The sequence below is a fragment of the Pseudomonas sp. FG98 genome (assembly GCF_057808595.1).
On sequence record NZ_JBMDIJ010000011.1, the window covers coordinates 38,919 to 63,063 of the forward strand.

Below are 24,145 nucleotides of genomic sequence, written 5' to 3' on the forward strand. Positions count from 1 at the left end.
CCCGTAATCCGCGTGCTCGACAAAAAAGAACAATAACAAGAACACTGGAGAACACCATGAACACCTCTGTCACTGCTGGTCGTCCGGTAGCGCGCATTGCGACCTACCTGCTATTGCTCATTAACTGTCTTGCGCCTCTGGCAGCCATTATCGTCGCGCCGAGCCTGCCACAGATGCAGGCCCATTTTGCCCACGTTCCCAATGTCGAGTTCCTGGTCCCTGTGTCATTGGCCATCCCTGGTCTGATGGTGGCCTTGCTTAGCCCGCTGGTGGGTTTTTTCGCTGATCGGGTTGGTCGCAAACGGCTGCTGATCATCGCCATGGTCGGCTATGGCGTCATGGGCGTGCTACCGCTCGTACTGCCTTCGCTGCACGCCATCATTGTCAGCCGGATCCTGCTCGGCTGTATGGAGGCAGGTGTCGTGACGATCAGTACGACACTGATCGGTGACTACTACAACGGGGCGCTGCGCCAACGTTACCTGGCGCTGCAGACTACATTCGCTGCCAGTTCGGCCATTCTGTTCTTCATGATCGGCGGGGCGTTGGGCGAATTCGGCTGGCAGGTGCCCTACGTTGTTTACCTGGTAGCGATAGTCATGGCCGTGTTCGCCTACTTCCTGCTGAGGGAGCCCATGGCCGAGGGCGGTGCCGGCCAGTCCCAGGAAGGCTCTGTACGCTTGCGTCCTTCTCTGCTGGCTGTGATTTGCGCACTCACCCTTGCAGGCGGCGCCGCGTTCATGGTGATGCAGATCCAGCTGGCTTACCTGCTGGGTGATATCGGCCACGGTTCGCCAAGCACCGCGGGCATGATCGCATCGGCGGGAAGCGTCATGATCGTGCTCGGTACCCTGAGCGTGCACCTGCTGCTGCGCCTGAAACTGCGGATCCCGCACTGCCTGGCCGTCGCGTTTGCCTTGATCGGTCTCAGCTTCCTGATGGTGCCCTGGGCGAAAGATGTGCAACTGATGCTGCTGATTGCGTTAATTAATGGCCTGGGTTGCGGCCTGATGCTACCCAGCCTCGCGATTTGGAACATGCGCGAATTGCCGTCACATCGGCGCGGGTTAGGAACCGGCATCTGGTATGGCAGCTACTGCCTGGGCGCTTTCCTGAGCCCGCTGCTGATCGTTGCGGCCACGCCATACACCGGCGGGGTGGCTGCGACCGTGGGACTGGCTGCCTGGATCCTGTTGTCGATGGCGGTGGTCGCGCTGCTCTGCGCCATGCTTAGCCGTCCCCGCTCTGCCTTTCTATCGAACGCTTGCAACATTGAGGAAGCTTGAACATGAGCACCATGAATGGACAGCGCCTGGCTGGCAAGACTGCATTGATCACCGGCATCGGAAATGGCATCGGCCAGGCCTGCGCTTTGTTGTTTGCCCGCCAGGGTGCCAGGGTTCTTGGCTGTGATTGGGACCCTGAGGCGGCGGCCGAAACCTTGGCCCTTGCCCAGGCAGAGGGGCACGAATCCTTTGCCGTGCACTGCTGCGACCTGACTCAGCCACAAGCGGTTGAAGAGTGGGTGAAATGGGCCTGTGCACAGGGTGATGGCGGTTTCGATTGCCTGGTCAATGCGGCGGCGTTCGGCGCCTTCGCCTGGATCGAGGAGATGGACTACGAGAGCCAGTGGCGGCGCACATTGACCGGAGAGCTGGACATCGTCTTCCTCGCCTGCAAGGCGGCCTGGCCAGTGCTCAAGACCAGGGGCGGCGGCTCGGTGATCAATTTCGCCTCGGCCAACGCTCGCATGGCGCTTGAAGGCTCGCCGGCCCTGGCTCACTGCGCCGGTAAGGGCGGGGTACTTGCCATGACCCGGCAACTGGCGATGGAGGGCGGGCCACACCGCATCAGGGTCAATAGCCTGTCACCAGGACTCATCGAAACCGCCGCTACCCGGGCACACATGGCACGGGATCCAGGGCTGCGTCAGACGGCGCTGGGGCGACAATTTTTGCGCCAGCGTCTCGGTCAACCAGACGACGTCGCCTGGGCCGCGGTTTACCTGGCTTCGGATGAAGCCGCCTGGGTCACCGGGGCGGATCTTGCCATAGACGCCGGCGCAACAGCCGGCTGAATCGTCGTTCAGTCTCCCCCCGCGCCGTACTCAGGCGGCGCGGACGGGCAACATCTGTCTTAAAAAAACAACAATAAGGTCAGTCCACATGAACTACGTACATGCAAAGGTCCTTGCTGCATCCCTGCTGCTCACCGCCGCAAGCGGGGGGCAGGCGATCGAGTTGGCGCGAGAGCAGGGAGAGCGGCTGCAACTGCCGTCCAGTATCGACAACAGCCTTCCCAACGAGCGGCAGGGCCCTCGGGTACTGAGCCCCGAGCCTCGCAAGCCTGCCACCCCCGGGCGACCTTTTGAAGAGCAGGGCCGTGGGCTGGCTGATCACGGCATCAGTCCGAAGCTGGACATGACCCAGATCTATCTGCGCAACCCGAGCACTGGCCTGGACACCGGCAATCATGAATCGCTGACGTTGTTTGGCATTGGCGCGGATTTCGACATGCAGAAGCTGGCCGGCATCGACGGCGGCGTGGTCCATTTCCAGCAACTGTATGTTCCCTGGACCTCGAATATCGCCTATGGCGGTCAAGTAGGGGGTGTCACTGTGGGCAAACCCGCTCCCTACATTCCCAAAGTAAGTCACCTGACATTGTTCACCTACGAACAGCGCCTGCTCGAGGATCGTCTGACACTCGAAGCAGGCAAGAGCAATGCTGGCAACTATTTCGCATTGCCCATGTGCAACTTGCCCTTCGGCTGCGTCAGCCCTGCCATCCTGCAGGACACTGCGGGGATCAATCCACCGCCGTATGCCAACTGGGGTCTCCGTGGCGCCTATGACTTCAGCCCGCGGTGGCGCGCTCAGCTCGGCGCCTGGCGCAGTAACAACGCCTACCCCTTCACCAACGGCTGGGAGCGGCGTGAAGGCGACAGCGGCGGCACGCTCAGTACGGCTTACCTCGCCAATCTTGCCTACCGCACCGACTTCTCGATATCGACCTACCCGACATCCTTCGAGCTGATGGGCTTCTACAACAACCGTCGGCAGAAAGATCCTTACTACACCGTCGACGGCACGTCGCGCGCCACCAGCCAGGCAGAAGCCGCGACCCATGATGGCGTCAGGGGCTTCTACCTGGGTGCGAAGCAGACTTTCTGGCGCCTTGACGGTGGGCGAGCAGGGGAACGCAACCCCACGGCCCTGAGCGTTCACGGCAGCCTGTCCCACGTCTTCGAGGACACCACCGAGACCGGCGTGCGCAACCAGGGCGACCTTGGCCTGATCTTGTCGGGACCCTTCCGTAGTCGGCCTTTCGACAGCTACTCCGTCAAGGCCAGTTGGGCGCAGCTCACCGATCGCCAGCAGGGCTTCCTCGAGGAAACCCATGCGGTGAGCAGTGGCGGTGGCGACTATCGGCCAGGGCGGGACGAATACGCCATCAGCCTTGACGCCAACTTCGTACTGAACGACAGCATCGTCCTCAGCCCCTTCGTGACCCGTACGTTTGGCGCCAGCAGCTGGCTCAATCCTCGCACCGGCGAAAACCCGCGAGACGGCTACGCATTCGGTGTGCTGTTGCATGTACAGCTTGATCAATTGCTGGGCCTGAGCGGCCTGAGATAAACAGGAATAACCCTTTGATGTTCCCATCCAACTCTCGAATAGCCGTCGTCAACGGTGTTGCCAGTGGCCTGGGCAAGGTGTTCGCGCTGCTGCTGGCTGCCGCCGGCTTCAACCTGGCGCTGACGGACCCCGAGCCAGCCGACGGCACCGTCGCCGAGATCATCGAACACGGCGGCACGGCTTGGGCGCAATGCTGTGACCTGGTCGATCTGCCGCTGTCTCGGGTTTCGCGTAGGCGGTACTGGCGCGATTCGGGCGCTGCGATGCTGGTCAACAACGCCGCCTTCACCCCATTTTTGCGCAGCCTGGCGGAAACCGACGTGGACACCTGGTAACGTACCTTGGCCAGGCGTTCACCCCCGGCATGGCCGAACGCCGCTGGGGGCGGATCGTCAATATGGCGTCGAGCAATACCGGGCGACCGCAGAAAGGCTTCTTCGCCTACATCGCCAGCAAGTGCGGAGTCATCGGCCTGACCCGGGCACTGGCTGCGGAGCTGGGTGATTGCGGCATCACCGTGAATGCCATCTCCCCTGGCCTGATCCGTCATCGTGGCACTGAAGCCGCTTTGCCGGGTGACCTGTTCATGCGCGAGGCGCAGTTGATAACGCGCACGGGCGTGCCAGAGGACCTCTGCGGGCTGCTGGCCTTCCTGACTTCGGAGAAGTCCGGTTACATTACCGGCCAGGTCTTCAACGTTGATGGTGGTTTTTTGCTCGGTTGATAGCTGCTGTCTCATGCACTCCGGCCCAGTGGCTAGGCTTCCTGCAGGTCTGGCCGCTTGGGGTATCATGGTGGTTGGTTCTGAAGGAGGTATAGTGGGCATTACCGAGCAGCGGATACTGGCACAGCCAAAATGCAAACCGCGAAGCTTGACTCAGCAAGTGGTTATGGTGCTGACCGAGCGCATTCGCAGTGGCCAGCTCAAGCGCGGCGACCAGTTGCCGACCGAATCGCAGCTCATGGCCGAGCAGGGCGTCAGCCGCACTGTGGTACGTGAAGTGATGTCGCGGCTGCAGGCGGCCGGACAGGTTGAGACCCGCCATGGCATCGGTTCCTTTGTCCTGAGTCCGCCATGTACCGATTCATTTCGACTAGACCCTTCCACTATGGTCACCATCCGCGAAGTGCTAGCGATTCTGGAACTGCGTATCGCCTTGGAGATAGAGTCGGCTGGGCTGGCTGCGCAGCGGCGTAGTGATGCGCAGCTGGCTGACATGCGGGCCGCGTTGGATGAGCTCAACGAGGGAGCTGCTCACTCCACCGATAAGGCGTCTGCGGACTATCGTTTCCACCAGTGCATCGCTCAGGCCAGTGGCAATCGGTATTTCACTGATATCATCAACCACCTTGGCACAGGCATCATTCCGCGTACCTGGCTCGATTCCGCGCGCTTGGGACACCACGATCAAGCCAGTTACATGCTTCGTTTGAAGCACGAGCATGAAGCAATTTATGACGCTGTCGCCCGTCGTGACAGTGAAGGAGCGAGAATGGCCATGCGCATGCACTTAAGCCGGAGTAAAGAGCAGTTTGGCCAAGCGCACGAGGAGGAAGAGATACGCCTCCGGTAGCAGCCTGAATTGTGTTGAATGGCCCACGACTCCCTACAAAGCTGAGTCAGGAAAGCAGCGGCAGCTACCGCTTCCAACTCTTACCCGCTTCGTACAAAACCGCCCTCCGTGCGGTTCTTTCTTCTCCAGGTGGAAGTCTCCCAGGCCGCCTCAACCACACAGTCATGCAAGTGTTGCCAGAATTATGCGATGAAGGAGCGATTCGAACTCTCAGCGTCCGCCAGTCTGTAGGTTGCAAATACACGCTGACGCGACGGCTGCTTAGGGCCCAGAGTGTGTAAAAACGCCTCCCAGAACCCTTGCTATGATTTCTGATGATTTCATCGCAGGGATCGCCCATGAAACGCTTTATTCAAGGCGAACACCGAGGTCAAAGCAGCTTGCTTCCCGAAAGCCTCGACTACTATGTCAGCGATACCAACCCGGTGCGTATAGTCGACGTCTTTGTCGACGAACTCGACCAGGGCAAGCTGGGTTTTGAAGGCATCATTCCCGCAGATACAGGGAGGCCCCCGTACCACCCCGCGATCCTGCTGAAGATCTACATATACGGCTACCTCAACCGTATTCAATCAAGCCGGCGCCTGGAGCGAAAAGCCCAGCGCAACATCGAGTTGATGTGGTTGACTGGTCGCTTGATGCCGGACTTCAAAACCATCGCCAATTTCCACAAAAACAATGGCAAGGCAATTCGCGGGATCTGTCGTCAATTTGTGGTGTTGTGCCAGCAACTGGGATTGTTCTCGGAAGCGCTCGTTGCCATCGACGGCAGCAAGTTCAAGGCGGTCAATGATCGGGATCGGAACTTCACCAGTGCCAAACTTCGACGGCGAATGGAGGAAGTTGAGTCCAGTATCAATCGCTATCTGACCGCACTTGATATCGCAGACCGTCAGGAGCCTTCCGTTGCCTAGGCCAAAGCCGAATGCCTCCATGACAAGATCGCGGCCTTGAAAGCCAAGATGCAGGAGCTCAAGCAAATCGAGGTACAGCTAAACGAAGCGCCGGATAAACAGATCTCGCTAACCGATCCTGATGCTCGCTCGATGAAGACGCGCGGAACAGGAATGGTCGGCTACAAACGTCCAGACTGCAGCTGATGCGAAGCACCACCTGATGGTGGCGCACGAGGTAACGAATGATGGCGTGGATCAAAACCAGCTGAGTTCGATGGCCAAGCATGCACGAGCGGCCATGGGTGTCGAAGAACTGTCGGCAGTCGCAGACAGAGGGTATTTCAAAGGCGAAGAAATCCTGGCGTGCCATGAAGCTGGAATTACTGTTTTCGTGCCCGAGACGCTGACCTCGGGAACGACAGCGGCTGGCCGCTTCGGCAAAGATGATTTCATCTATGACGCATCAACGAACGAGTATCGATGCCCTGCTGGGCAAAGCTTGATCTGGCGTTTCTCAAGTGTTGAGAAAGGGCTGAAGCTGCATTGTTACTGGAGTTCGCACTGTCAGAGTTGAGCACAAAAGTAGCGCTGCACGCCAGCTCTGAGCGGCAAGTTAGTCGCTGGGAGCTTGAGTCGATACTTGAGATGATGCAGAGTCGCCTTGATCAAGCACCAGAAATGATGCGGATCCGCCGCCAAACGGTTCAACATCCCTTCGGCACACTGAAGTCCTGGATGGGGGCCACGCACTTCCTCACCAAAAACCCTTGCCCGGGTGAGCACCGAGATGAGCCTGCATGTACTCGCCTATAACCTCAAATGCGTGCTACGGCTGTTGGGCAGTGAAGCCTTGATGGCGGCGATGAAGGCCTGCGGCCTTTTTAACATTGCAATAACCGCATCTAACGGGCCCCGCTCGGCAAGTGCCAATCAATACCAGCAACACTGATTTGGCTTGGTCGAGGCCCCTAGAGACATCCTGCGCAGCGAAAAAAAACACCGATTACCCAACTCTCTGCACCCATAGCGTTTCTACACACTCTGGGCCGTTCTCTGCCGGTTATCGCCACGAAGCGAGGTGGTCAAATCTGATGCAAATGGCTAGTCGGGTCGAATGCAAACGGGTGGGCAAGACTATGTAACTACTCATACCCCTAACTGGAAGCATTGGGCCAGGGGGCCGAGAATAGAACTGTGGATCGGAAAAAAAGTGCTGTTATCAGGAGCAAGGCCCTGCCAGCTGTAAGGGATGTCCACTAACGCGGAACTGACGGCTACTTACGCCCGCGAGCATGGGCATCTCATTAGCTCCGGTGCTGAACATTCCAACAGAGAGTATTCGTGTCGCACTCAGAGATATTTTTTGAACGTCGCCGTCGTGATGGCCATGGCCACCCCGAGCATCACGGCGCATGGCAGAAATACCGCCATGGGATTGAGCGAAAAGGGCAGCGACAGATAAAGGATCCAGGGTACGCTCAGCAGTGGCATGACCGCTCGCTTGGCCCGGTGATAAACAAAGCTGCTTTCTCGTCCCGCACCGAATTTGCGCAGGTCGCGGCGCATCAGACCGTCAATGAAACCGGTGAACATGGCCAGCAGAAACAAGGGGGTCGCCAGGGCCAGAATGCTCAGACGCACCACGAAGGTGAAGCTGACATACACCGCCGCCAGGACAAAATCCTCAATGCTCACATACAGCTGATTAATCCCTCCCCACGAACCGTTGTCCTGGCTCGACATCCGCGCCTGCTGGGCGAAATCCGCAAAACCGGTGTTGACCAACAACCATTGATGGAGGAAGTCCAGCCACTGGACAACCGTCTGTCCAGGTCTCTGGAGGATCAGTGAGGATTTGAAGTGCTCACTGAGCCAGCCCAGTTCACTGCTCAGCATCGCCTGACTGTGTCGCCAGCCTTGATCGCCCCAGAACAGCAGCAGACCGACGAACTCGACCAGGATTGAGAACAGCAACGAGGCGATCAGCAAACCGATAATGCGCAAGACCAGGCTAATCGCCGAGACGATCAGCCCAGGGCGCTGGATGGGTTGCGGTGGAGGGCGCTGAGCTGAAGTCATCCTCCTTGACTCCGCGAGGCGCGCTGGGCCGACATCGTCATGGGACCTCCTGAGTAGGCCCACTTGTGTCCACCGCTACAGAGGGGCGGGCTGGCGTGACTCGGTCCGGATCGAAGTCGAGCGTGGGACCGCCCCCGCTGGCACTCCACCAGTGTCCCGCCTGCTCGTTGTAGCTGGCGCGCATCCGCTGAGTCAGCTCCTGCAGATTCTTGGGCATGGCATCGTCCGGCGAAGGCTTGGGCAGTGGCATGCGGACTTTCCAGAGCTGCCCTCCCACCTGGAAGGAGAACATCTGCCCTTTGGGCAAACTGACGATGTGAGCCGGCTCGATCAGGGGCACGCTGGTGCTGCTGACCCGGTCTTGGGAGGACGAGGTGAAGTCCGTGTTGGCCTCGGGGTCGGAGGTGTCTGTGGCACCCGAGACCAAGGTTTTGGTCAGCACGTTGATCTTAGGCAACTGTTGGGTGAGCAGCTCCGCAGTGGCGGTTTCGCGCACTCGGAGCATCTGCAGGGTGTTGAAATTACCGATGACCTGGCCGGCTTTCGCGCGGTTGCCGATGCGCGCCTCGATATCGCTGAGGGTCTGGGTGTACGCCGTCACCTGGATGCCCGCTCCGCCGCCCTTGTTGATCAGCGGAATGAACTCATCACCCATCAACTCGTTGAACTCATCGGCATGCAGGTTAATCGGTAGCTTGTCGGCGCTGCTGCCTGCGGAAGGCAAGCCATGGTCGATGCCATGCTTGTAGATGTGCCCAGACACCGAGACCAGATCGGCGAACATGGAGTTGCCTACGGCGGCAGCCACTTCCGCGTCGGTCAGCGCATCCAGACCGACATAGACGATGCCGCGTTTGCGGATGATCTGCATCCAGTCGAAGATTGGCCGTGGATCCTCCAGATCAGTGTAATTGGGGGCCAGCAACTGCGCGGTCTTGCCGGTGGTGAGTTTTTCCAGCAGCGGCAGCAGCGAGGCGACGATTTTGTCGAAGTAGGTGCGGTCATAGCGCACTGCCGATCGCAGCCCGTCCAGCACCGGATCAAAGACTCGTTTCACTGCCAGGTATTGTTCGATGGCCACCACGCGCTTTTCGCGGCCGACCATATGCCGGGGAATGTTCTTCTCGGTGAGCTTACCTTCAAGCTGGACGATCACTTCCCAGGCCTTCGGATCGGTCTTGGCGAAAAACTGCTGGGCGTATTCGATGAACAGTGCGTCGATGTTGACCACATGTCGCTGGATCTGCAGGTAGTCCGGGCGTCGGCCCAGCTCGATCAGTGCGCGGGCGATGATGTTGACGAAACGCCAGGCGAACTCACGAAAGGCTGCGGAGTTGCCTTCACCACTGAGCTGCCCAGCAATGCGCGACGCCACTTCCGAGATGCGCCCGAAACGTCCCACGGCGTTGTAGCGCGCGGAGATCTCCGGCCAGCCTAGATGAAACACATAAAACTCCTTCTCCCGACCGGCGCGTTTGGCTTCGACGTACATGCGCTTGAGCAGGTCGGCATCGCCCTTCGGGTCGAAGACAATCACTACCTCGTGTTCGACTCGGTGTATGTCCTGGGTGATGTACACCTCAGCCAGCCGCGTCTTGCCGACGCGGGTAGTGCCCAGCACCAGGGTGTGTCCGACCCGTTCACCCAGCGGCAGACTGACTTCCGTTTCGTCGGGCTCGACCCCATGTAGCAGCGACGAGCCGCCTACCGGGGGCAAAGGGCGCACCGGATTGAAGGCGTTGTCCCAGGCCGTGACACGCGCCAGGGTCGAGAGCGGAAATGGCGCATGTTCCAGGCGCCGTTCGAGTTCACGGGCCAGACGATAGCAGGTCGGTTGGTCGACATAATGAGCAACCGCCGGATCCTGGGCCTCCGCCAAGCGCTGGGTGTGCAGGCGTGTCCAGCGAAAGCCGCGGCCCATGAACAAACGCTTACGACTGACCGGAATCTGTCGGCTGGTCAGTTCGTAGCGAGGCAGCCGGCGGATATTGCGCCGATAGCGCAGCACCTCCCAGGCTTGTTGCAGCCGGATCAGGCCGAACAGGGCATAGGCCAGCGCTGCAACCACACCGATCTCGGGTGACAGGGCCACAGCCCAGGGCGAGTACAGGCACAACACTCCGGCAGCGACGCAGATCGCTACCGTGTACAGCTCCACTGCCGGCCGGAGCTTGGACTCCATCGCATGCTCGGCCATGACCTGGACTCACTGTTCCAGTGAGGTGGCAGTGATCAAGACGGGGTAGTGCTCAATCTGCAGGCGAATGGCAATGTCGTTGCCGTTGACCGGCAGGATGGTGATGCCCGGAGCGGCTGCGCGAATTCGGGCCAGGGCTTCAGTGTCGGCCACTTCGACGGCGAGGCCAGCCGCGCCCATTTCCTGCAGTTCCGTCGCACGTTGATGCAACCAAGCCAGTGATTGGGGATCGTCACCGACCAGGAAAAATGGCCGCAAACCCGGCATGTCCAGCGTGCGAGACGTGATATGGCCGGGGCTCAAGTGAGAGCTGCGGATCGGCAGTATCCAGGCTTCATCGGCAAACGCGGACAGGTCCGCATGCATAGCCCGATCAGGCTGGGCCCCGTTGCTTATTGACGGCCTGGCAGCTGGTCGGGTGTAGTCGCTAGGCTGATCCCCGGCTATGGTCAATTCCGGTTGGGCGAAGGGTGCCAAGAGCAAGGTGAAATAACAGGCGATTGGGATTCGCTTCATGGTGGTGTGCCCTGTTTGAAGGAAACCAGCAACCGTTCGAATTGCCGGGTAAATTCGGCGCGGTAACGCGCGGCAGGTATACCTCCCGCTGGGCGGTGATAGCGCCCGGCAGCCAATACCCAATCACCGGTGGCGGCGTGATGCTCCTGCAACAGCGCGGCGGTCACCGCGAGATTTCGGTAGGGGTCGAGGGCTTCACAAGGGCTGGAAAAACGTTGCCCGTGATAACCCAGGTTGGTTTGCCCGAGTCCGGCATCGACCCGCTTGGCGTTTTGTCGGGCTAGCGCCTGAAGCAAGGCGTGACAGGCGGCCTGGCGAGTGGCGAAGCGGTAAGGGGTACCGGCAATATTCAGCGTCCACGGCCAGGGCAGCAGCCGACCTCGGACGCGAATGCCACTCTCCTGCAGGGCAATCGCAAACAGCACCGTAGAAGGGATGTCGGCGTCATGCGCCGCCAATTGGTAGGCAGGCGGCGGGAGTTCATCCGCCTGGACGGCAAGCATCGTCAGCAGGAGCGCAATACCACTCAATCGAGGCGTTGCCATTGTCCATTCACCTGTTGAAATGTGGCAGGCAATGACCCCAAGGCACCCAGGCTGAGCCAGCGACCACGGTCATGGTTTAGGGTGATCTGCCGGCGTTGAACCTTGGCCGGATCGATGTCGGCTTGCCGAGCCCAGCTACGGACGCGTTCATCCTCGCCTTGGCTGCCGACCAGGTAGATATCGAACGCCGTATCACTGCTTTGCAGGCGTTGCGCTTCGGCGGTGCATGCTGGGCAGTGGTCCTCGACAAACAGGGCCTGGCGCGGCGCGGCCGATGAGCTGGCAGGGGGCGGGGATGCCATGCCCTGGATCGGCAGCAGCCCGGGAAACAGCTTGGCCCAGGCCGTGGTGTAAGCGTTTTGATAGGCTAACTCGCGCTCGGCGCGTTTGGCTTCCAGCGCTACCTGTAATTCGGCATAGCGCTGGCGTTCTTGGTCGGTCTCGGCCTCGACTCCGAGTGCGGTCAACGGATCGAGGTTCGGGCTCCAGAAACCGCGTGGGCCGGCTTGGATCTGTTCGAAGCGCGTCCACTCCTGCTCCGTCAGACCCCAGCTCGCCGCCTGTTCAGAGTCAGAGCGCCCCAGCGGAGCAGACTGCGTGTCCTGGGTCCGTGACTGTGTCGTGACGGGGTTGCCCATCGCAGCGCCCGTGGCCAGTAGCGAAACGAGACAGACGACGGCGGGGAGTAGCGCTCTGTTCATGATCGCTTCTCAAGGGAGGTGCACGGTCTGGTCTGGCTGAGCGACCACTGCGAAGATGGCTGAGTTCGGCTCCAGTATTTTCAGGCGCCAAGCCCCTTGCTGCTCTCCGCTATGCAGCAGCCGAACATCCCTGAGCGAGCGGCTGTCATGAGGTGCGACCGCCAGAAAACGCTCACCCCCGCGGGACTCGACACTCAACACTGAAAACGGCGGCGAGAGCGAGATGGGTTTGGGGTGAGCGGTCTGTTTCGGCTTGGCCGTGGAAGACGTCGATGGTGGAGTTGATGGCTGGGTCTTGAGCTCCAGGAGCTGTTGCTCGACTTGCTCAAGGCGTGCGCGTAGCGCGGTCATGTCCGCTGCGGTGGCGCGGGCTGTCAGACCGTCGCGCAGTTCCTGTATTTCTTGCGCCCATTGATCCAGCATGGGATCGAGGGTATTGGCCTGTTGCTCACCGGTATCGACCATCTGCTTCAGGTCTTTCAGCGCGTACTGCAGTTTTTCCTGTGTATCCTTGAGGGCGTTTGAATCACGTTGCAGGGTGTCCAGGGTTTGTTGGGATTGGGTGTTCGTGCTCTGTAGCTCGGCCAGGTGTTGATATTGGTTATACAAACCACCGCTCAGACCGGCGACCGCGAGGCAAAGCAGCCCAATGATGAGGGTTTGAAACGTCGAGGCTTTCATGGGCGTGCCTCCGGCTGACGGGGCGAGGCCGGGCTGATCAGCGCGACACCGGCATCCGTTTTCTGCTGTTCGAAGCAGACGGAACGGCTGACTTCATCGGTCGTGAGTTGCCAGGCGGGGCCAGCCAGCACTTGTAGCGCGTTGCGCAACGGGATTGGGCCAAGCCGGTAATGAGCTGCGGGCAGAGGCCGGGTAAACAGCACCTTCACCGACGCGGAAACTGGACAGAGCGAATAGCCCGAGCGCTGCAATACGTACTGCAATGCATCCTGCACTAAAGGGCTCAGGCTGGACGGGATGTTCACGTCAATGATTTGGGCCAGAAGATCGCGTTGTTCCGCGGTGGGCTCGGTGCTGACCAGTGTGTAGCGGCCATAACGAAGTTCTGCCGGATGGCTTTCTTCGGCTGTGCCCCTCGAGTGCTGGGCCCGATTGGAGCCACCGTCGATTTCTGGATGGGTCGGCAATGTATTGGGGATTTGCGCGGTGCAGGCGCTCAGCAAACCCAGCAGGCAGACAGGCGTGAAAAAACGCTCCATGGAAAAAACCTCATGTCAGATTCAGTGCAGAACCTGACATGAGGTGAAGGAGCGATTCAGTGAGAAAGTCGATTCAAGGCGGGTCGTGTTAAAACTGAACGCATTGTTACTCATCAAAAACGGCGAGCCCATCCAAGACGGCAGCGTCGGGGTCGAAGATCAACAATCGCACATCCGCCAATGCCGCCAGATACAGTACGTTGACCAAAGTTTCCGGCGTGCCGGCGTCGAGCTGCTCTTGTCTCAGGGTTGAATAAGGTTGGCTCTCAATGTTCAGCAGGTTGTCGTCCGTCCATGGCGTGCCGATCAGTTTGCATCCGATACCGCAGCAATCCGGCAACGCGAACAGTTCGAACAAGAGGCCAGTTTGCCTCGGAACGAAGTGACTGACCCATTCTTCCAGATAAAGCATCGCTTCTTCGGGAAGGTGTGCGGTACTGATCTCCCAGGCTCGACTGTAGTGCCCCGTTTCGAAGCTCAAGCGATGGAACACGGCTTGGGCTTCTTCCAGGGAGTACAGGTCGCCGACGTGATGCCGCTCGTTGAGCACTTCTCCCATCACGGCGTAGATCACTTGGCGCACCAGCCCGGAGGACTGACAGCGTTCATCCAACTCAACCGGAATGGATTGGCCTTCGCTGATCAAGGCGAAATCGTCATTGAACAGACAGGGGAACAGCTGCAGCTCATCGTCGGGCAGATGGGCTTGTTAGTCGTGTACGGGTCGAAAGCAGGGAGGGCAGTCGTCTTCGTAGGTGATCTGCAGCAGCCGTTCGATATGAAGGTTGTCGTAGCCGCGAGCAAATGGGTTTGAAGCTGCCAGCAGGGTTGGGGCTTGGGGTGTGGGGGGCATGAGAGTTCTCCTGGATGAAAATGAACAAGGCGCCCGAAGGCGCCTGTGAGGGTTAAAGCCAGCCATATTCGGCAAGGGAGAGAGGACGACCTTCACCCACGATGAAGTGATCCATTACGCGCACTTCGATCAAGGCCAAGGCCTCCTTCAGCCGTGCGGTCAAGACGCGATCCGCCTGGCTGGGTTCCGTACAACCAGAGGGGTGGTTGTGCACAAAGATGGCGGCCGCTGCGTTATGTGCGAGGGAGCGCTTAACGACTTGGCGGGGGTAAACGCTGGCACCATCAATGCTGCCGTGAAAGAGGACTTCGAACGCCAGCACGCGGTGCTGGGCATCGAGAAAAATCACACCGAAGACTTCATGCTCTTGTTGCACAAGATGCAGTTTTAGGTATGAGGCCACGGCACCAGGTGACGTCAGGTTAGGGCCGCGGGCGAACAGCCGACGATCTAGAATATGCAGTGCCTTGTCGATCACCTGGTTTTCTTGGCTGATTCGATCAGTCTCGAAATCCGAGGTTTCAATTAGTGTGAATTGGGTGTTCATGGTGGTACCTCCGAAGGGAACAATCAGGGGTACACGCCCGAGGGGAGTGGCGTCCCCTAGATGGAAATAGAGTCGCGGGCATTAGCCGATGACGCGCTGTTTACAGCCGGGTGAATCGGTGACGTTGACCGTGTAGGGGTGAGCCACAACCGTCGCAGGGCAATGGGGAAAAGGCTTTTGTTCCCCAGCCGGTTTCGGGATCGAAGTCGGCACTGATGGGTATTAAGCGAACCAGTCCACGATGGATACCGGCGATGCGTTTCTCGATTTCATCCGTCGTGTAGTAGAGCGATAACGTGCTGTAGTCCTCGTACGCCACAGCGAACAGGCAGTCGTCGCAAAGCCAGAAGGATTCCATGTCGGTTCTCCTGTGCGGATTGAAGAAAAGGCGCTCGGGGGAGCGCCTTGATGAGGAACATCGTGGACTGTTCAGGCGGACTGAACGGTACGGGTGGCATCACGGCGGGCCGCCGTGCGGGGAGTGGGAGGAGAGTCAGGCTCGACCTGAGTCTCTGTTGGGTTGTCGATCTCCTCAGCTTCGGCGTCAGCCGATGGTGGGGATGGTTCACTGGTGGGTGCTTGCTCAGCAGGTGCTGTTGCTTCCTGCCTGGCGGGCGCTTTGTACTCGAACGTGCCGTTGACCTTGATCCAGTCAATGAACAGCAAGCGACCTTTCAGGCTGGCGCCTGGTTGACCTTGTTTATCGCCTTTCTCGTAGAGAAACGGATCGATCCACAGGTCGCCAATACGGAACGACAGCAAGACTTTTTTCTCGGCCTTGACGGCGTCCATATAAAGACGAATCAAGCGTTCAGCTTCACCCCCCGCGACTTTGCAGTCGAAGCGGGTGTACTCGACCGCATCGGTGGCGCCGTGCAGGGCTGCGATATCGCAGGCCATGAATGGCTGGCCGCGGCGGACTTGGACTTCTCGAACACGGTTGAGGTAACCGATACCGACGGTGTGCAGGTTGAAGTAAGTGGTCGCTTCTTGGGATTGGTTGGCGTGGGCCATGGTGGTTCTCCTGTTTCAAGGGGAACGGCGACGCACAGGCCCTGACGGGGAAGTGAGCCCCCGTCAGGGTGGGTAAGGTGAAGGCGAGCGATGAAGGACTTGGCACCGGCAAGCCGATGACGAGCAGAACTTTGCGTCTGGGGGAATAGCGATGCAGCAGAGGAACGTCTGCGGTAGTGGTCCGCAATCCTGGGGTAGTGGGCATTCATCACCGCTGAAGCGGTAACCGTGCGAGCTTCCGAACGCTGATCACACTTGGGTAAACCACCACGAACGTGGCGTAGCCTTGAAGGTTCTGGCTACCTGGGCTGGGCTGTCAACGACAGCGAACCACGCCCTTTGTATAAGCCCGTTACAGGGGAGCGTCAAGACGCTGCAACCCAGTTTTTTATCGCCGGAACTCAGTGGCAGTCACTGGAATGAAGAAAATGAAGAGTGAGCCTGACGGGTCGCCAGGCGAGGAAGAGAAAAGCCACCTTTGACGGTCTTGTGCAGTCGACAAGCTCCTCGCAAAGCTTGGTTTAACTGCATCATGATTCGCCAACCGACCCTTGTCGTGGCCTGGGTCGGAACATGCTGGCACGCATCCGCGCACAAAGGGTGCCCAGTGTTTCCCCGGTGGGCTCCGGGGCTGAATACTATCGCCGAGGCGGATGACCGCTATTGCCTGGCAGAGGCAACAGTGGTCATCCGCCACCACGATCAGGTCGAGCACAAAACGGGAATGTAATTCCGCAGAAGAGAAGGCTCCGAACTCTAAGAGTTCGACCGAGCTACCCGGAGCGAATCGGTCTTGGGTCGCCGTTGGCGATGATCCTGAGGCACTACAGCAGAGAGGGTGGGATGACGTCAAGGCAGAGTGCGTTGCCTTAAAGGTCGCCCCAATATTCAAGTTGATCTTCAATGGTGAGTCATGGGCGCCGTATATCTTTGCTGATCGGCACAGTGCCCTTGCAGTCGGGGTAGTGGGAGCACGACCAGAACGCCCCTGATTTTCCCGTACGTCTGAGCATAGAGGCGTTGCAAATGGGGCAAGCCGGTCCGGTTTCGACCGGTAACGCCAAGGTGAGCGCTCGGCAGTGTTCGACCAATTGCGCAATCCAACTCGCCTGCTTGGCGACGAATGCATCCAGGCTCAGACGTCCCGCTTCGATTTCGTCCAGAGCCTGCTCCCAAATCGCGGTCATGCCCGGATCTGCGATGGCCGCGGGTACCGCCTCAATCAGGGTATGGGCCGCGGCGGAGGCCATTAAGGCGCGTTTTTTCTTCAGCAAATAACCGCGATCGATCAAGCCCTTGATGATGCCGGCACGCGTGGCTTCGGTGCCGATGCCGGTGGTGTCCCGAAGCTTCTGTTTCAGACGCGGGTCGTTGACCAGCTTGGCCACGTTTTTCATCGCCTTGATCAGATCGCCCTCGGTCAGCGGTTTGGGAGCTGTGGTGCGCATAGACTTGAGTTCGACGTCGTTTACTGCGCACTGCGTACCCTGTTGCAAGACGGGTAAGACTTGGAATTTTTGACTGGGCTCATCGTCCTCGGTGTTGTCGTAGAGCAAGCCTTTCCAGCTTTGGACCAGGATCTGTTTGCCAACCGCGGTCAATCGTTCTTTGCCACACTCCAGTTCGACCTGGGTTCGATCAAATTCATGGTGCGGCAGAAATTGCGCGAGGTAGTGGTTACGAATCTGTTCGTAGACTTGGCGTTCTTGCTCGGACATCCGCGCCAGGTTTGCCGGCTCGGTGGTGGGGATGATGCCGTGGTGCGCGGTGGCCTTGGCATCGTTCCAGGCGCGGGAACGTAATGACCGATCAAGTTTTTCAAATGCGGGCTGTAGTGCGGAATCCGTTTTGAGCAGGGCATCGAATACCGTGGGTACCTCGTCGAACATACTCGCTGGCAAATAGCGGCAATCGCTGCGCGGGTAGGTGGTGGCTTTGTGGGTTTCATACAGGGCTTGGGCGATGTTCAGGGTTTCCTGGACCCCTAGCCCCAATTTGCGCGAGCAGACTTCTTGCAGTGTGCTCAGGTCGAAGGGCAGAGGCGGCGGTTCTCGGAAATGCTCAGTCTGCAACGAGAGTACTGTGGCGGTCTTACCGTCAGTGATTGTTTGGCCAGCATGACGGGCAAGCGCCTGCTGCAGGCAACGACAGGCCTCATCTCGTCCTGAACTGGGTGGTAACCACGACGCGATGAATGATTGCCCCATGAAGGACAGGTGCACCTCCACGTCCCAGTAGGGCACCGAGACGAAGCTGGCAATCGCACGATCCCGATCGACCACCAGACGTAAGGTGGGTGTCTGGACGCGTCCCACTGACAGCACACCGTCGTAGCCCGCTCGTCGACCGAGCAGGGTAAACAAACGACTGAGGTTCATGCCGATCAGCCAGTCGGCCCGGCTGCGGGCGAGGGCTGAGTGGTAGAGCGGGAAGGTCTCCTGACCAGACTTCAGCGAGGACAGCGCTTTGAGAATCGACACCTCGTTGAGTGCGGACAACCAGAGGCGCTCAACGGGACCTCGATAGTTGCAAAGTTCCAGTAACTCGCGGGCAATCATCTCACCTTCGCGATCGGCGTCGGTCGCGATGACGACAGCAGAGGCTTCACTGAGCAGGCGCTTGATGACTTTGAACTGTGCCGCAGTTTTGTGTTTGACCTCGACCTTCCACTGCGCGGGAATGATCGGTAGATGATCCAACGACCAGTTCTTGTACTGAATGCCATAGGCTTCAGGCGGTGCTGTCTCCAGTAGGTGGCCGATACACCAGGTGACGGTTGTCTCTGTGCCGATCAGGCAACCATCACCACGCCGAGTGGCCCCGAGTACCGTGGCGATGTCCCGACCCTGGGAAGGTTTTTCGCAGAGGAAGAGGCGCATAGAACTGCTCCTGATTGAATTCGGAGCAGCGTTGTTGGAAACAGCAGTGGCGAGATATGAGAAACCTGAATGGCAGGTCCCTCATATTAGTCGGTGAGGGCAGGCTTGAATGGGCCGAGGCTGCTAACCCGTTGCGACGGCAGTGTGGATCTTCACGAGCAGCGCGAAGTAACACGCCAGCAACTTCGCGCAAAGGCGCAATTTTTATGCCTGAAAGTCTGTCAGTCCGTAGGTGGCTGCCCTCTGCGCTTTCTGGGTTTCGACGCAGGTGAACTGGCCTGTTCTGTACTTTTCTCGACGTGTGTCGCAGATGCCGCGGGTTCACTGGATCGTTCCCGCATGACCACGCTGTGCACCCGGTGAGGAAGGATGCCGACTCGACGGGCCTCGATCTTGAAGGTGACCCGCGCATTGTCTTCGCTGTCCTCCCACTCATCGCGTACGGTGCGGCCTTCGACCAGCACACGCATGCCTTTCTGGTACAGCGTGCTCCAGTGTTCAGCCTCGCGGTGCCAGAGCTCAACCGGCGCCCAATAGCCGCCTCGATCTTCATAGCCGCCCTCGCGTGGCACGGGGTTGTCGAAGTACACATTCAGCCGTAGCAAACGCCGTGGCTCGTCATTGCCTGAGGCGAATTCCTGGAACTCTGGCGCACTGCCGATGTTGCCTTCGCCGACGAAAAAAGTACTCATCGTGATACCTCCACTGCGGTTGTGAACTGGCGCAGCAGCCGTTCGGCACTGTCCATTTTGATCGCGCAGGTCGTGGCCTGGCGGTAGAGCGAATGCACCACACTCATCTGTAGGTTCAGTGCGATGCGATTGCATTCGAAACGGCGCAATCCCTCGCGCACGACCTGCGGCAAGGCTTTGTTGCAGACCTGGCGTTCCCAGACCGAGACTCCCATACGGGCAAAGTCACGGGTGCGCCAACGCAAAAAGGTGCTGCCAGCGCTGGTGTTCTGCAGCACCAATCGGATATCCAGCAGTGAGTAAGGGGGCTGTCCGGCTTGCTGTACAACAGCCTCCATCAAGTCACATAACTGCGCCTCGATTTCCCTCGCCATCTGCGCCAGTTGCACCAACTCCCCCTTACCCTTAAAAGGTTTTAAAAGGCCTTTTAGGGAGGCTGCGTGTTCGAGCTGCCGATAGGCATCCTGTTTCAACGCTTCGAAGGGCATTGGTTGAGCTGAGGTCAGGGGATTCATGCTTCGTCCTCCGGCTCATCCACTGTCGCAGATGGCTCTCCCGCTTCCTCTGCCAACGCGTCAGCGTCATCCTCTGCCACAGCACCACGACGAATGATTGGCGGTGCAAACTGGGAGCGGCGATGACCCTCAAGAATGTCCATCGGGGGAACACCCATTTTCTCAATGGCCGCAATGGCACGGGCGTTGTTCGCCGCCATGTCATCACGCGTGACGCCGGCATGCCGATAGCGCTGCGCCTGGCCGAACAGGCTGCGCAGCAGATGGGCACCGTCGTCGATCCAGGCTTCCATGTCGATACGGCCGATCAGGGCGGTGTGATGGGCCAATAGGGTCCGACGTACCAGGGTGTCGTAGTCGGTCAGCAAGTAGACCGCAAGAAAACCCAGCTGGCTGCCGATGTACAACGGCAAGGTGACGGGGTGGATGTTGAGGTTGTCGCCCATGTCGATCTGGGTCGGCAGGTCCTGTCTGATCCGATCCAGTTGTTGGGTCAGTTCCAGCATTCCGGTCTTGGCTTGCGTCAGTTTTTCTTCGAGTTGCACGATGGCCCAGTCGGCATAGGGATCGTCCTGGGCCGCGGTTTGTTTGATCAGGTTGGTGACACTGATGTAGCCGGCCATGCCCATGATCGAGTGGACGCCTTCGCGTGCGGTTCGACCTTGCCAGATACGGGCGGCATGGTGGGTGTGCAGGGTCAGGGTGATGCTGCTGCGCAATGAACCCAGATTGAGTTGATAGTGATCGGCCACGGTGGTGTCCTCGCATCGGCTTGGACGGGAACGTTGCGACAGATGAGGGGTAAGGGCAGCCAAAAAGCTGAATGCGGCCTGTTCGGTTTGGTTTAAGAGGGCAAACTACGTAGACGGGTGCCCCTGCTTTTCCCTAAAAGTTTCATAGTTTGGTCCGATGTGTTCGTAGAGTGGAACTCCATGGATTTGATGCCACTGGCATCAAATCTACTGACGTCCACCGCTTTTGCCACGCAGTTGGCGTAGATCATTCAGGCACGCTTGGGCGAGGGCGGATGCGGGTTCACCCTGTTTTCGAATGGGGTGCGAGGGGGTTGGTGCAGACGGTTTTGCAATGGGTGACGGTTCGGCCTGACCTGCCCAAGGACGAAAGTCACCTTTCAGCGCACGCTGGATCAGACCCATCAGATACGCCACTGGCTTGCGGATTCCACCAGCCGCACAGCGTGCCCCCGCTTCGTTGAGCACCGCCTGCCGATCCGCGGGTTTGAGCTTGTTCAGCGCCACGGCGACGGCCTGACGCTCGCTTGGGCTCAGATGCAGCGCAACGGGCCAGTGCAGGTTATCCACCGCTGGGTTCGCGCGCGGTACTGTACAAATACTTTCTTTTAATACGGTACAAGTGGCGTTCGGATTCCGAACGGTGCCGGAAACACTGGCGTTCAGACTCGGTTCGGAATCCGAACGAGGGGCTGCACGATTCCGAACGAGGGTAGCTTCCCCCCGTTCGGAATCGTGCAGAGTGGCATCTGTTGCCGGATCCAATCCTTGCTGCGCCCAAAGTTCGCCCCAACTGTCGAGCCGCGTTGGTAACCGATCCCGATCGATATTCGTGTCTTGGCGGATTTCTTCCACAATGTGCTGCGCGACAATGCGCACAGCCTTGGTAGCATGGCCGAGCGCATGTCCGACTAGCGCCAAGTAATCCTGATCGAGTTCCATGGCTTCGGCGGGGGTTAACGGCTCATCGTGCAGAACGTACAGCGAACCTTGATGACGTCCGCTGAGTTGATCGCGGCCGCGACTCACCAAGCTGAGCCAGCGCGTCAACCTGAGCATCGTCAACACCCGAGCAATGGTTTCACGGGAGGCTGACGCACCGTAGGGCACGCTTGACAGGTAAGGCTGCAAATCCTCATAGCGCGGTGTGACCAAGCCTTGACCGTGCAGCATGAGTCGAAACACCTGCCAGGCATTACGCTCCAACGGCGTCAACCGACTATCCAACAGCAGCCGACGTGGCACGACTTCGTGAGATTGGCCACTGAACAGAAAGCCACCTTGCAGGGCCGGGTTGGAGGGATGTTCAGTGGTGGGGCGTGCGGGCCAGCGTTCACTCAGCTGCTGGGTGCATTGCTGCAGGACACGCTGCCAGCGACTGGACGGGGCAGTGTTCATGTGTCGTTGCTGTACTGGTCAATCTGCTGCCACACGATGGTCAAGCTGATCTGTTGCTCTTCGGCCAGCATCATCATGGCGTCGAGCTGATCCTCGGTACCGTCTTGGGCGCGTAGCTGGCACCAACGCTGCCAGAGCGCGTGTTCCTGCGCTTCACTCAAATGCTGAGGGCGGCCCTTACGGGTTTCTATCTTGAGCAGACGTCGACGCAGGGCGGTTTCAGAATGTGCCAAGCCAAAGCACTGGTACATGATGGTGCTGCTGGCACCGAGCTTGAGCGCTCGGTTGATCAACCGTTCGTTCTGCTCGTCACGTTCGGCTCGCTCGATCAACCGGTGCAGCACCGGCGAGTCAATCTTGACCTCAACCCAGGGTACAGTGGCATGGGCCAGGCGTGACAGCGTAGTGGGTGGTAAGGATTGCAACAGGTAGATGTCGTCCTCACCCAGTCCGAGTGCTTTGCAGCGCTGCAGGTTTCCCTGGCGCAACTCGTGTAGCACTTGGGTCAGCATGGCTTGGTTGAGCACATTGAAGGACAGATTCATAGCAGCTCCTTCGGTGAGTTGCCTTCCTGGTTAAGCGTTAAGTCGATCAGGCGGCGGGCCAGGCGGATCAGGCGATACAGTTTGATCAGCAGACTGTCGGGCAATCGCTCCAGTCCCACGTCCACGGCGGGAAGATTTGTTAGCGGGAGTTGATAGATCCCTAGCAACAATTGGCCGAACAGCGCTGACGGCAGTTGCTTACGATCTTCCCAGTTGACTTCGTCTTGGGCGCGCAACAGGGCCAGGAGCAGCAGGTGAACGCCGGCCGCGCGAGGCGTGGCAAGATCAACCCGTTCGATGTCTAGAGCGAAGCCCAAGCCAAGCGGCTGAGCGATGATGCTCTTGGGATGTCCAGCATAGGCAGCCATTTCCCGCGCCAGTGTGGCAATGGCGGATCGCAGTTGTTCGGGGCTATCCAGTGATGGTGCAATGGACCAGATGTCGTCGAACGCATAGATGTCGACCGAAGATGCTGCGTCAGGGGCGGTCTCGCGGTCGATCTGTTCACGAATCTGTTGAACGCGAGACGGAGGGCTGACTGCTGATACGGCATTCGTTTGGGGCGGTGTGAGCAGCTCCTCTCGCGCAGTTTCGGTCTGGAACTTGGTCTCAGTCGATTTGGGATGAGGATCGGAGGAGAGAGGTTCTGCCGCGGCTTCGTTAACGTTCGGCAGATGGCTGTTCTCTGAGGGTGTGGTCACGACGATGCCCGGCGTCGAGATGACTCGCTGAGTGTCGCTCAATTCCAAGGCCAACATACGGTAGGACTGTCCGAGCAAGTGGCTCATGCGTTCGAGCAGTTCATCCTGGAGCTGCTCAAGATCGAAGGACTCGGGTTCGGCATCGAAGTAACCCAGTGTATTGAGCCAAAAATCGGCGAACGCGATGGGAGCGGTTGGATAGCGGTTCCAGGTTCGTTCTGCCTGGCTGCGTAGGCCGATTAGGCGTTCGATCTGGGGCTTACCCAATCCGGCATACAGGGTTTGTGGAATGGCGGGCAGTAGGTGTTCAAGGGTGTCGAGCATCCGGCTGATGTGCGACTGCGAAATCGGATAGCCTCCAGCGACAAGACGTCGAACGAGCTCACGTTGTGAGAGCACAGCTCCCTCTGCTTCGAGCATGGTTTTGAGTTTGGCTACCGCCAGAGCCCGTTCGATGAAAGTGAGTTGGCCGTGCAGATCGCTTTCGGCCAGATGGCCGAGTAGGGCGGTGACTTCATTGCTCCAAGGTCGGAACAGGCAATGAATGCGAAAGAAGCGCTCGTCGCGGGTTTCCTGCCACAGTTCGCCGAGAATCGCCAAGCGCGTATTACCGCCGTTGCGGATGATGAAATAGGTTTCACCCGGACGGCGGGTAATCGGCGGCGGTTGGTCCAGCCCGCGTTCACGGATCGAGGCCTTGATATCCTCATAAAGCGGATTACGGATGAAGCGCGGGTTGTGTTCGTAGGGTCGCAACTGCTCCAGCGTGACCAACATAGGCGTATCAGTGAGTGGATCGGACAGCCGCTCTAGTTCCGGCCCCCGAGGGAAATGGTCCTGGTGCAGCTTGTCGGTGATCTGCTCCTGACTGAGCTTCTTCATT

General features: G+C 59.0%; 23 protein-coding genes and 2 pseudogenes. 7 read left to right on the top strand and 18 right to left on the bottom strand.

Annotation, left to right across the window (positions count from 1 at the left end):
- The first annotated feature begins 56 nt into the window (after positions 1 to 56).
- The 7 genes and pseudogenes from ACODSK_RS10380 to ACODSK_RS10410 all read left to right on the top strand — a co-directional run.
- Positions 57 to 1,286, top strand: a complete 1,230-nt coding sequence (locus tag ACODSK_RS10380; RefSeq protein WP_012723211.1) for an MFS transporter — start codon at positions 57 to 59, stop codon at positions 1,284 to 1,286.
- A gap of 2 nt (positions 1,287 to 1,288) precedes the next feature.
- A complete protein-coding gene (locus tag ACODSK_RS10385) occupies positions 1,289 to 2,077 on the top strand; it encodes an SDR family NAD(P)-dependent oxidoreductase (protein ID WP_043205078.1) in 789 nt (262 codons plus the stop codon).
- 88 nt (positions 2,078 to 2,165) lie between these two features.
- Positions 2,166 to 3,638, top strand: a complete 1,473-nt coding sequence (locus tag ACODSK_RS10390) for a carbohydrate porin (RefSeq protein WP_012723213.1) — start codon at positions 2,166 to 2,168, stop codon at positions 3,636 to 3,638.
- 17 nt (positions 3,639 to 3,655) lie between these two features.
- Positions 3,656 to 3,973 (top strand): SDR family NAD(P)-dependent oxidoreductase, encoded by a 318-nt coding sequence (locus ACODSK_RS10395; protein WP_052308640.1) that lies wholly within the window; start codon positions 3,656 to 3,658, stop codon positions 3,971 to 3,973.
- Positions 3,974 to 4,002: 29 nt separating this feature from the next.
- Positions 4,003 to 4,362, top strand: a complete 360-nt coding sequence (locus ACODSK_RS10400; RefSeq protein WP_052308642.1) for an SDR family NAD(P)-dependent oxidoreductase — start codon at positions 4,003 to 4,005, stop codon at positions 4,360 to 4,362.
- A 100-nt stretch (positions 4,363 to 4,462) separates the two neighbouring features.
- On the top strand, positions 4,463 to 5,212 hold the full coding sequence (locus tag ACODSK_RS10405; RefSeq protein ID WP_043206170.1) for a FadR/GntR family transcriptional regulator: 750 nt from the start codon (positions 4,463 to 4,465) through the stop codon (positions 5,210 to 5,212).
- Positions 5,213 to 5,550: 338 nt separating this feature from the next.
- A pseudogene (locus ACODSK_RS10410) lies at positions 5,551 to 6,979 on the top strand (IS1182 family transposase); the annotation flags it as partial.
- Positions 6,980 to 7,458: 479 nt separating this feature from the next.
- On the opposite strand, the gene ACODSK_RS10415 reads toward ACODSK_RS10410, so the two are convergent.
- The 18 genes and pseudogenes from ACODSK_RS10415 to ACODSK_RS10500 all read right to left on the bottom strand — a co-directional run bounded on the left by ACODSK_RS10415 (position 7,459) and on the right by ACODSK_RS10500 (position 24,144).
- Complete coding sequence (locus ACODSK_RS10415; protein ID WP_012723215.1) at positions 7,459 to 8,187, bottom strand: TIGR03747 family integrating conjugative element membrane protein; 729 nt, start codon at positions 8,185 to 8,187, stop codon at positions 7,459 to 7,461.
- Positions 8,188 to 8,224: 37 nt separating this feature from the next.
- On the bottom strand, positions 8,225 to 10,384 hold the full coding sequence (gene traD / locus ACODSK_RS10420; protein WP_489015844.1) for a type IV conjugative transfer system coupling protein TraD: 2,160 nt from the start codon (positions 10,382 to 10,384) through the stop codon (positions 8,225 to 8,227).
- Between the two features lie 9 nt (positions 10,385 to 10,393).
- A complete protein-coding gene (locus ACODSK_RS10425; protein WP_012723217.1) occupies positions 10,394 to 10,900 on the bottom strand; it encodes an integrating conjugative element protein in 507 nt (168 codons plus the stop codon).
- Positions 10,897 to 11,445, bottom strand: coding sequence for a lysozyme family protein (locus tag ACODSK_RS10430; RefSeq protein WP_012723218.1), 549 nt, complete (start codon positions 11,443 to 11,445; stop codon positions 10,897 to 10,899). Before ACODSK_RS10430 ends, ACODSK_RS10425 begins: the two co-directional genes overlap by 4 nt.
- Positions 11,427 to 12,146: a TIGR03759 family integrating conjugative element protein gene (locus ACODSK_RS10435; protein ID WP_012723219.1), complete on the bottom strand. Its 720-nt coding sequence runs from the start codon at positions 12,144 to 12,146 to the stop codon at positions 11,427 to 11,429. Before ACODSK_RS10435 ends, ACODSK_RS10430 begins: the two co-directional genes overlap by 19 nt.
- A gap of 9 nt (positions 12,147 to 12,155) precedes the next feature.
- On the bottom strand, positions 12,156 to 12,827 hold the full coding sequence (locus ACODSK_RS10440) for a hypothetical protein (RefSeq protein WP_012723220.1): 672 nt from the start codon (positions 12,825 to 12,827) through the stop codon (positions 12,156 to 12,158).
- Positions 12,824 to 13,366, bottom strand: coding sequence for a PFGI-1 class ICE element type IV pilus protein PilL2 (gene pilL2, locus ACODSK_RS10445; protein ID WP_043205080.1), 543 nt, complete (start codon positions 13,364 to 13,366; stop codon positions 12,824 to 12,826). The genes ACODSK_RS10440 and pilL2 overlap by 4 nt, the downstream gene beginning before the upstream one ends.
- A gap of 106 nt (positions 13,367 to 13,472) precedes the next feature.
- A pseudogene (locus ACODSK_RS10450) lies at positions 13,473 to 14,219 on the bottom strand (DUF5983 family protein).
- Between the two features lie 52 nt (positions 14,220 to 14,271).
- Positions 14,272 to 14,766: a RadC family protein gene (gene radC / locus ACODSK_RS10455; protein WP_012723221.1), complete on the bottom strand. Its 495-nt coding sequence runs from the start codon at positions 14,764 to 14,766 to the stop codon at positions 14,272 to 14,274.
- Positions 14,767 to 14,866: 100 nt separating this feature from the next.
- A complete protein-coding gene (locus ACODSK_RS10460; protein WP_043205083.1) occupies positions 14,867 to 15,124 on the bottom strand; it encodes a hypothetical protein in 258 nt (85 codons plus the stop codon).
- A gap of 71 nt (positions 15,125 to 15,195) precedes the next feature.
- Entirely contained in the window at positions 15,196 to 15,780 is a 585-nt protein-coding gene (locus tag ACODSK_RS10465; RefSeq protein WP_012723223.1) for an STY4534 family ICE replication protein, read from the bottom strand.
- Between the two features lie 911 nt (positions 15,781 to 16,691).
- A complete protein-coding gene (locus tag ACODSK_RS10470; protein ID WP_012723224.1) occupies positions 16,692 to 18,659 on the bottom strand; it encodes a DNA topoisomerase III in 1,968 nt (655 codons plus the stop codon).
- Between the two features lie 221 nt (positions 18,660 to 18,880).
- Entirely contained in the window at positions 18,881 to 19,351 is a 471-nt protein-coding gene (locus tag ACODSK_RS10475) for a single-stranded DNA-binding protein (RefSeq protein WP_012723225.1), read from the bottom strand.
- Positions 19,348 to 19,866 carry a DUF3158 family protein gene (locus ACODSK_RS10480; protein WP_012723226.1) on the bottom strand — a complete coding sequence of 173 codons (519 nt, stop codon included), beginning with the start codon at positions 19,864 to 19,866 and terminating at the stop codon, positions 19,348 to 19,350. Before ACODSK_RS10480 ends, ACODSK_RS10475 begins: the two co-directional genes overlap by 4 nt.
- A complete protein-coding gene (locus ACODSK_RS10485) occupies positions 19,863 to 20,618 on the bottom strand; it encodes a PFL_4669 family integrating conjugative element protein (protein WP_012723227.1) in 756 nt (251 codons plus the stop codon). Before ACODSK_RS10485 ends, ACODSK_RS10480 begins: the two co-directional genes overlap by 4 nt.
- A 207-nt stretch (positions 20,619 to 20,825) precedes the next feature.
- A complete protein-coding gene (locus tag ACODSK_RS10490; protein ID WP_012723228.1) occupies positions 20,826 to 22,016 on the bottom strand; it encodes an STY4528 family pathogenicity island replication protein in 1,191 nt (396 codons plus the stop codon).
- Positions 22,013 to 22,561, bottom strand: coding sequence for a DUF2857 domain-containing protein (locus tag ACODSK_RS10495; protein ID WP_012723229.1), 549 nt, complete (start codon positions 22,559 to 22,561; stop codon positions 22,013 to 22,015). Before ACODSK_RS10495 ends, ACODSK_RS10490 begins: the two co-directional genes overlap by 4 nt.
- Positions 22,558 to 24,144, bottom strand: coding sequence for a ParB family protein (locus ACODSK_RS10500; protein WP_012723230.1), 1,587 nt, complete (start codon positions 24,142 to 24,144; stop codon positions 22,558 to 22,560). Before ACODSK_RS10500 ends, ACODSK_RS10495 begins: the two co-directional genes overlap by 4 nt.
- Position 24,145: the final 1 nt, after the last annotated feature.